Raw genomic sequence first — 8526 nt, 5'->3', positions numbered from 1 at the left:
CGGGCCCCTGAATGCGGTTCGTGTCGAGGAACGTCGAGAGGTCGGTATTGCTGAGGACGGCATCCGCCGCGTCTGCACGCGAGACACCGACTTCCATTCGCCTTCATCGAGATCGTGGATCCGATGGCTGCCCGGCCGTAAGACCGGGCAACCTCTACTCAAACTCAGTCGCGCGTGGTCTTCAGCGCACCGCGGCAGCGGCCGCCGGAGTCTGTACTGTCCTGGGCGTACTGCCTGGATGGAACCCGAGGACCTGCAGCATGAAGAAGAAGCCCACGATGTACGCCACCGTGACGAACCAGCCTTTCTTCAGGTATTGGCCCGCATCGCGCGCCTCCGGATACATGCTGGAGAGCGCCACGCCTGCCGACGACCCAAACCAGATCATCGAGCCGCCGAACCCAACCGCATAGGCCAGGAAGCCCCAGTCATAACCTCCCTGCTTAAGCGCCAGCGCGGTCAGTGGGATGTTGTCGAACACCGCCGAGGTGAAGCCCAGCCCGAACGCCGTGGGCCACGACGCCAGCGGCAGTTTCTCAACTGGCATCATGGACGCGCAGAGCACCAGCGAGAGCAGAAAGATTGAACTCTTGAGGGTCTCCGGCAGGAGCTTCCACTCGGGTCGGCGCAGCGCAGCGGTTCCGAGAATTGCCACCCAAACTGCGGCGCCAAGGAACGGTGCGCGATCCGAAATCTCGTGGAAGTGGACGTTGACCACCACGTTTACGGTGACGGCCGAAGCCAAGATCGCGGCAACCACGCCAACCCGCGTCCAGTCGACCCGGGCATCCGATGCCGGGTCCGCCTCGATGGGGAAGTACTTCTGCTGCGCCAGCGCTGCGGGAATGCCGAAGACCATCAACGCCAACGCTCCACCGATGGCGGCTTCAATTACTTCGAGCGGGTTCACTCCGGCAATCCACATCATCGTCGTTGTCGTATCACCTACCACGCTGCCGGCGCCGCCCGCGTTTGAGGCCGCCACGATGGCGGCGAGGTAGCCAACATGGACCTTGCCCTTGAACACCGTGTGCGCGATGGTCCCGCCGATCATCGCCGCCGCGATGTTGTCCAGGAAACTCGACAGCACGAAGATCAGCACCAGCAGCACGAAGGCGCCCTTCCAGTCATCCGGCAGGAACCGTGGGAGGATGGCGGGAACCCCGCTCTCCTCGAAGTGCTTCGCCAGCAGCGCAAAACCGAGCAGCAGCAGGCCGAGGTTGGTCAGGATCACCCACTCATGCGCCAAGTGCAGCCCAAAGCCACCAACACCTGCACCCGTCTCAAACGGCGACGCGATGAGCTTGTAGAGCGTAATGACGATGACGCCAATGACGGCGATGCGCAGCGTGTGCAGGTGGAACAGGGCCACGCCTGCCAGCACCAGGCCGAACAGGATGAACTCGATCGGTACAGGGCCGATGGCAGGGCCCGAAAACCCGGCCGCTACCGCCGGTGCAGGCAACGCGGCAAGCAGCAATGCCGCAATACTCAATGAACGCATGAATTTCTTGTCTGTTGCCCATGCCAGATGCTGCGCAGCGCGGGGTTGATTGTGTGGGAACCCGCCATGTCAGGCGCGGCTCGCGAAATATGCGCGGGTTAACATATTGGGGACAGGTCGTAGCCGTCGCTGCTGGACATGGACCGGGCCAACCCAATGAAGCGGTCGATGAATCCGGGCTTCGCCGGCATCGACAACGAGCTGTTCTACGACCGCAAGAACTCGATGCTGTTCGGCGATGCAAAGAAGTCGCTGACGGCCCTCATCAACGAGGTGCGCACCGTGGAGTAGTGCGAGAGTAGCTCGACGCACTGTCGCCACGCGTTCCACGGGCCGTCGCAATTGCGGCGGCCCGTGCGTTTGTGGTGTGCCCAACATGAATGGTGACGGTCACGCAACATGGCGTTGATAGCAAACAGTCCTCGTGATCCGCGGTTGCCCGGAGGCACCGAAACTGTTACGCTACGGCACACAGGGACAGCACGGGGTCCGCGGGAGCGCAACACCCCTCGGAGGACATGACAAGCTGGTCGGGCCGCCAGCCACAGCGTTCGCTTCCTCACGGAGGCGAGAGGCGTGGCGACGATGGCGGTCAAAAAGGTGGAACAACCCCCCTCACAACCCCAGGACCAGAGTCCAGTCGGGTGCCTCGCACGGCTCGTCTGGATGTTGGCTGGCAACCTCGCACTGGTCGTTGTGGCGTTCTTGATCTATGAGAGCGCCGGCTGGTCAATCGCGGATCTGGCCTACTGGCTTATCATTGCTCTGATGATTGGCGCCCGCTACATCGACATCGCCCGATTTGAGGGGACGACAATTAACGACGAGCCGGCCACGATGGCCCACTTCAAGCGCTACCTGCTGATTGTGCTGCTCGCTGGCGCTGCGGTGTTTGCCCTGGTGTGGGCGCTCGGGCCTGGTTTCCGGTAGACGGAGCTCGACGACACGAATTCAAGGGGGGGGCAAGACGATGTCACTCTGGGAGTACTTTGACTCTCGAGCCAGGCGGCTCGGTATTGTCGACACGAAGCTTGCACTCGGTGCCGCGATGTTCCTGGCCCTCATCATCGTGAAGCTCATACCAGAGATTCTGAATGTGAGCGTGTGGTGGTTTGTTGTTCTGTGGATCGGTTGTGGCATCAGGCCGATGCTAGTGTTCTTCCGCAAGAGCGCGTAGCGCTCCTGCACGAGGCTAGAACGCCTGGTCCCATCGCATCGAAAGACGGACCGCGCAACCAATGAGTCCCACCATGCTGTACGTCTGCACGAAGTTTCCCCACTGCTCGCGCGTCAACGGATCGATGTGCTCCGCCAGCAGGCCGTGCCGGTTGCGGCAGGCGAGGAGCGTTTCGAACAGTGCCCGCGCCTCGTCGCGACGGCCGAGTGCCGCGAGAGCGCTGACGTACCAGAACGTGCACACCAGGAACGCGTTCTGGGGCTTTCCGAACCCATCCTCATCCACGTAACGAAACACGAAGTCGCCTCGCCGCAGCTCCGAGGGTTCATCCTTTCCGGAAGGACGCAGCAGGCCTTCACCACGCATCAGGGCGCGCAGTCCCTGCACCCACCCGCGCCAGCTCAGTTGCGCGATGACCACCGTGATGAGCGAGACGACAACGCTGAGGCCCACGAAAAGATAGAACAGGTACTTCCGTGTCTCCGCACTGCGGCGACCGATGAAGCTCATGTCGTGCACGAGCACCAGCGAGCCGGCGGAGACCCCGTCGAGTTCAACGGGCGAGATGGTAACGTGGAGTGAACTTCGCGCGGTGCCGAGCTGGCGTGCAGCCGGTTCCGCGAACTTCTCGAGGTCGGCGCACTTGATCTCCGCAGGAAACGACCGCGTTGCCACGGGCGCACGACCTTGGGGGGCACAGAAGCCGACGGCGAAGAGGCGTTCGTCCTGCGTGAGACGGGTGAAGAACTGTGTCATGCGCGTGCTATTGCCTGCGCGCAGCAGGTCGCGCAGTTGTTCCTGCACGGAATTCGCGACGAGGGTTGAGCGCAGCTCGACGTCCCGCACAAACCACTGTTGTGTGAGCCCGTCGACGAACGGCACCAGCGCGTAGGCGAAGGCTGCGAGCGCGAGGAGCAGCGGAACGATGAACCGGAGCGAAAGCCGCATGGTTGTATATTAGGGAAAACTCGAAATGCCCGCTGCCACCTGGGCGTTCCCGCCCCCAGGCGGCATCACCATCGTCGACCTCTTCGTGCTGCGCACGCGTGAGGCGGCGCACCACGTGGCGCGCCGCCTGCTACTCGCCAGTATCGAGCCCCAGGATCTCCGGCACGAACTTGTGCCCCTCGTCGCACTGGGTAACGACGGTAGTCTTCGACGCCAACTCGCTATGGGGGGCCAAACGGCTGTCGAGTGACGCGCCCCGGCGCGTCAAGACCGCCACACTTCGCTCCCGTCCGGCGTTGGCCGGCCCGGCGGCGACCCTGCCACGGACTTCTCGTAGTGATCCGCGGTCCTTACGTTGCCTCCATGCCTTCGGACTCCCACACCCGCTCGCACCGGCCTCCCCGAAACCGCCTGTTGACGCGCGCGCTGCAACCGTTCCAGGAATTTGCGCACACCGGCGCGCTGGGCGGGATTGCGCTGCTCGCATGCACGCTCCTAGCGCTCGCATGGGCCAACTCCCCGTGGGGGGACCGCTACTTCTCGCTTTGGCAGTCCGTCATCGCGATCGGTCCACCCTCCGCGCCACTGGTCAAGTCGCTTCAGCACTGGATCAACGACGGGCTGATGGCCGTGTTCTTTCTGCTGGTCGGCCTCGAGATCAAGCGCGAATTGCTGGTCGGCGAACTGGCCTCGATCCGGCAGGCGGCCCTCCCGATCGCGGCCGCAATCGGCGGGATGATCGTTCCAGCGGCCTTGTACGCAATGCTCAACCTCCGCGGCGAAGGTGCAGCCGGCTGGGGCATTCCGATGGCGACGGACATCGCGTTCGCGCTCGGCGTGCTTGCGCTTGTAGGGTCGCGCGTTCCCATTGGGCTGAAGGTGTTCCTCACAGCCTTCGCGATCGTGGATGACATGGGTGCCGTGCTGGTGATCGCCGTCTTCTACACCACGAGTATCTCGTGGCTCGCCGTTGGCGCCGCCGTGGCGATCGTTGCTGTACTGATCTGCCTGAACGCCTTCAGGATCACCTCCCTGCCACCCTATCTGCTTCTCGGCGTTCTCCTCTGGCTCGCCCTCCTGTCGTCGGGGCTTCATGCGACGATCGCCGGTGTGATTCTTGCGCTCGTCATCCCCGCGCACACAACTATCAACGCCGACCAGTACTCCACACGTGCTCGTGCGCTACTGGATGAATTCGATCGCACGGAGACCGGCGACCTGCTGGTGCTGACGAGCAAGGGACAACAAGAGGCGATACACCAGCTCGATCTCGCGAGCGGCGACGTTCAGGGACCACTGCTTCGGTTGGAGCACGCGCTCCACGCCACCGTCGCGTTCGTCATCATGCCCATCTTTGCCCTCGCGAACGCCGGCGTGCGCGTCGATACGATTGAACGCTTTGTCAGCAGTCCAATCACGATTGGTGTGACGCTCGGCCTCCTCGCCGGCAAGCCGATTGGCATCACGGCGTGCAGCTGGTTCGCCGTGCGTTTTCTCGGCGCATCACTGCCCACCGGTGTGACGATGCAAATGATTCACGCCGTGTCGTGGATCGGCGGAATTGGATTCGCAATGTCGCTCTTTGTCGCCGGTCTTGCCTTCGGCGAATCGGGGCAGATGGACGCGGCGAAGTTCGGTATCCTGGCGGGTTCGATTCTCGCGGGCGCGGCCGGGTATCTCCTGCTGAGAAACGTCGCGAAGCAGTGAGGCGGAGTGGGCCATCACGTCCTGTCAGCGCACCACGGCCGCTGGCGCAGTCGTCTCCGCGGGCCGGGCCGTCCTGGGTGTGCTGCCCGGATGGAACCCGAGAATCTGCAGCATGAAGAAGAAGCCCACGATGTACGCCACCGTGACGAACCAGCCCTTCTTCAGGTATTGGCCTGCGTTCCGCGCCTCAGGATACATGCTCGACAGTGCCACGCCGGCCGAAGAGCCGAACCAGATCATCGAGCCCCCGAAGCCAACCGCATAGGCAATGAAACCCCAGTCGTAGCCGCCCTGCGCGAGCGCCAGCGCCGTCAACGGGATGTTGTCAAAGACCGACGAAAGGAACCCGAGCCCGAGCGCCGTGGGCCACCCCGCCGCCGGAAGTTTTTCCACCGGCATCATCGACGCGCACAGCACCAGCGAGAGCAGGAAGATCGAACTCTTGAGGGTCTCGGGCAGGAGCTTCCACTCAGGCTTGCGCAACGCCGCCGTCCCGAGAATCGCCACCCAGACCGCCGCGCCAAGGAACGGAGCGCGATCCGATATTTCGTGGTAATGGACGTTGACCACCACGTTCACGATCACCGCCGCCGCCAGGATGGAAGCGACCACGCCCACCCGCGTCCAGTCGACCCGGGCATTTGACGCCGAATCAGACTGCATGGGGGAGTACTTCTGCTGTGCCATGGCAGCGGGGATGCCGCAGACCAGTATCGCCAACCCTCCACCGACGAAGGCTTCCACCACTTCGAGCGGGCTCACGCCGGCAATCCACATTATGGTTGTCGTGGTGTCGCCGACCACGCTGCCGGCACCCCCCGCATTCGACGCCGCCACGATGGCGGCGAGGTAGCCGATATGCACCTTGCCCTTGAACACGGTGTGCGCCATGGCGCCGCCGATCATCGCCGCCGCGATGTTGTCCAGGAAGCTCGACAGCACGAAGATCATCAGCAGCAACACGAAGGCGCCCTTCCAGTCGTTCGGAAGGAACCGCGGGAGCACGGCGGGAACCCCGCTCTCCTCGAAGTGCCTGGCCAGCAGCGCAAAACCGAGCAGCAGCAATCCGAGGTTGACCAGGATCACCCACTCATGCTCCAGGTGCAGCCCGAAGCCACTCACGCCAGCGCCCGTCACAAAGGGCGATGCGATGATCTTGTACAGCGTAATGACGATGACGCCGGTGACCGCGATGCCGAACGTGTGCCGGTGGAACAGCGCCACACACGCCAGCACGAGGCCGAACAGGATGAACTCGACCGGCACGGGGCCGATGGCAGGGCCCGAAAACCCCGCCGCCGCTGCCGATGCAGGCAACGCGGCAAGCAACAAAGCAGCAATACTAAATGAACGCATGATCCTCTCGTAGTCTCTTGCCCACGCCAGATGCTGTGCGGCGCGGGTCGATGGTTGGAACCGGCCAGCACAGGCGCGGCGCGCAGAATATGCACGTATGAGCACTTTGGAAACAGGACCTGACATCACCACGTACACGAACTGCATCAACCAGACGCAAAGCATCGTAGCCGCTTCGACGCCTCCGTAGTGCGTCTGGCGTCTGGCTACCGTGTTATTGCGTAGAGGATCAGACCGACGAGTCCGCCGACAATCGTCCCGTTGATGCGGATGAACTGAAGGTCACGGCCAATGGCGAGCTCGATCCGCTGCGACGTCGCGGTCGGATCCCAGCCGCGCACCGTATGCGCGATCAGGTCGCTCACTTCCGATTGATATCGCTCGACGAGGCCTACGACGCCGTTGCGCAGCCACCCATCCACGCGCTCGAGTAACATCGGATCGTCGAGGATCGCTTTGCCGAGACTTGCCAGTCCGGTCGAGATCGTATCGACGTCCGACTCCTCAGCGCGTTCTGCACGCCGCACCAGAGTGGCCTTGGTGTCTGTCCAGATCGATGCGGAGAAATGCCGCACCGCATCCGCGCTCAAAAGCTCCTCCTTCAGCTCCTCGGCGCGCGCCATCACTTCGGGAGAGTTGTGGAGATCGTCGATGAACTTCTTGAGCGCGGTATCGAATCGCTCGCGCAGCGGGTGATTCCTGTCGTCGCGCACTTCGGCCAGCGTGCGCTCCATTCCCCGCATGATCTTCTTGAGAATCTTGTCGTCCACGACGCCCGGCACCCACCACGGTGTCTCGGCCTCGATCCGGCGGCGAATGAGATCCTCGTTTTCGGTGACTGCTCGCGCGGCAAGCTTGATTCCCTCGTCGAGCAACTCCTGGTGGCGGTCGCCGGTCGTCATGAGCGACAGTCCTCTGCCGATGAGCGGCGCAACACGCGTCTTCCTAATTCGCTCGGCGATCGTCGCGTCGATCATCCCCTGCACGTCTTCGTCGCGCAGTGATTCCGCGGCGGCGACCAGACCGCGCGCCGCATGCCGCGCCACGGCTCTGCTGTTGACGGGATCACTGAGGAATCGCGCGAGCCGCTCGCCAAGTCTGGCGTCGATCAGCCTGGCTTCGATGACGTTGCGGTTGAGAAAATTTCGCTCTACGAATGCGCCGAGGACTGCGCCTACGCGGTCCTTGCGGGTCGGGATGATGGCGGTGTGCGGTATAGGGATTCCCATCGGGTGCTTGAACAGCGCCGTCACCGCGAACCAGTCGGCGAGCCCGCCGACCATGGCTGCTTCCGAGAACGCCTGGACCCACCCGAGCCAGGGGTAGCGTGCGCCGAAGTAGTGGGAGAATCCGAAGGCGATCGCCGCCAGGACGAGTAGTCCGGCGGCGCGCATCTTCATGTCGGCTAACTGCTTCGCGCGTATTTCCTCGTCGAAGGCAGTGAGCGGGATCGAGTTGTCAGGGGGTGAGGTCAACGCGACGACCTCATGTCATGGCTGTATTGCATCGAGGAAGTTTATCACTCTTGCAACGACTGAGTGATCGCCCCTACCGTGCGGCCCACAGTCTCTTGAGCATCTGGATCTGGCCGGTGTGATACGCATCGTGCTGGGCAATGCCGAGGATGAGCTCGCCGATCGTCCACCTCTTTCCGCCGGGAAGCGCGATGGGGTATCGGCTCGACGGAATGCCGGCGAGCCAGTCATCCGACCGGCTTCAAGCGCACAGAAGGAACGCCGTTGCCCGGAAAACGCAATACTACCGGTGGATTGTAGCCGTGTTCCCTCAAGCCGTGTTCCGAGTCCGGCAGTCCGGGCGGGTACGCGGACGCGCA

Annotated in this window: 9 protein-coding genes; 4 read left to right on the top strand and 5 right to left on the bottom strand. The window is 63.1% G+C overall.

Annotated features, from left to right (window positions below; genetic code table 11):
- Positions 1–181: 181 nt before the first annotated feature.
- A complete protein-coding gene (locus Q7S20_11660) occupies positions 182–1504 on the bottom strand; it encodes a hypothetical protein (GenBank protein ID MDO8502487.1) in 1323 nt (440 codons plus the stop codon).
- A gap of 156 nt (positions 1505–1660) precedes the next feature.
- Here Q7S20_11660 and Q7S20_11655 point away from each other — a divergent pair, with 156 nt between their 5' ends.
- The 3 genes from Q7S20_11655 to Q7S20_11645 all read left to right on the top strand — a co-directional run bounded on the left by Q7S20_11655 (position 1661) and on the right by Q7S20_11645 (position 2681).
- Positions 1661–1795, top strand: a complete 135-nt coding sequence (locus tag Q7S20_11655) for an NAD(P)(+) transhydrogenase (Re/Si-specific) subunit beta (GenBank protein ID MDO8502486.1) — start codon at positions 1661–1663, stop codon at positions 1793–1795.
- 285 nt (positions 1796–2080) lie between these two features.
- The gene (locus tag Q7S20_11650; protein ID MDO8502485.1) at positions 2081–2434 is read left to right on the top strand and encodes a hypothetical protein; all 354 of its coding nucleotides are present in this window, start codon (positions 2081–2083) and stop codon (positions 2432–2434) included.
- Between the two features lie 40 nt (positions 2435–2474).
- Positions 2475–2681: a hypothetical protein gene (locus Q7S20_11645; protein ID MDO8502484.1), complete on the top strand. Its 207-nt coding sequence runs from the start codon at positions 2475–2477 to the stop codon at positions 2679–2681.
- Between the two features lie 15 nt (positions 2682–2696).
- On the opposite strand, the gene Q7S20_11640 is transcribed toward Q7S20_11645, so the two are convergent.
- Entirely contained in the window at positions 2697–3629 is a 933-nt protein-coding gene (locus tag Q7S20_11640; protein MDO8502483.1) for a hypothetical protein, read from the bottom strand.
- A gap of 130 nt (positions 3630–3759) precedes the next feature.
- The gene (locus Q7S20_11635; protein ID MDO8502482.1) at positions 3760–3906 is read right to left on the bottom strand and encodes a hypothetical protein; all 147 of its coding nucleotides are present in this window, start codon (positions 3904–3906) and stop codon (positions 3760–3762) included.
- A gap of 137 nt (positions 3907–4043) precedes the next feature.
- On the opposite strand from Q7S20_11635, the gene nhaA reads away from it, so the two are divergent.
- The gene (gene nhaA / locus Q7S20_11630) at positions 4044–5336 is read left to right on the top strand and encodes a Na+/H+ antiporter NhaA (GenBank protein MDO8502481.1); all 1293 of its coding nucleotides are present in this window, start codon (positions 4044–4046) and stop codon (positions 5334–5336) included.
- 24 nt (positions 5337–5360) lie between these two features.
- Here the strand turns inward: nhaA and Q7S20_11625 are convergent, their stop codons facing one another.
- Both Q7S20_11625 and Q7S20_11620 read right to left on the bottom strand, forming a co-directional pair.
- On the bottom strand, positions 5361–6692 hold the full coding sequence (locus Q7S20_11625; GenBank protein ID MDO8502480.1) for a hypothetical protein: 1332 nt from the start codon (positions 6690–6692) through the stop codon (positions 5361–5363).
- Positions 6693–6898: 206 nt separating this feature from the next.
- On the bottom strand, positions 6899–8167 hold the full coding sequence (locus tag Q7S20_11620; protein ID MDO8502479.1) for a DUF445 family protein: 1269 nt from the start codon (positions 8165–8167) through the stop codon (positions 6899–6901).
- Positions 8168–8526 lie beyond the last annotated feature (359 nt).

Source organism: Gemmatimonadaceae bacterium (assembly GCA_030647905.1).
Lineage (GTDB): Bacteria > Gemmatimonadota > Gemmatimonadetes > Gemmatimonadales > Gemmatimonadaceae > UBA4720.
This window is presented reverse-complemented; position numbering and strand designations above follow the sequence as displayed.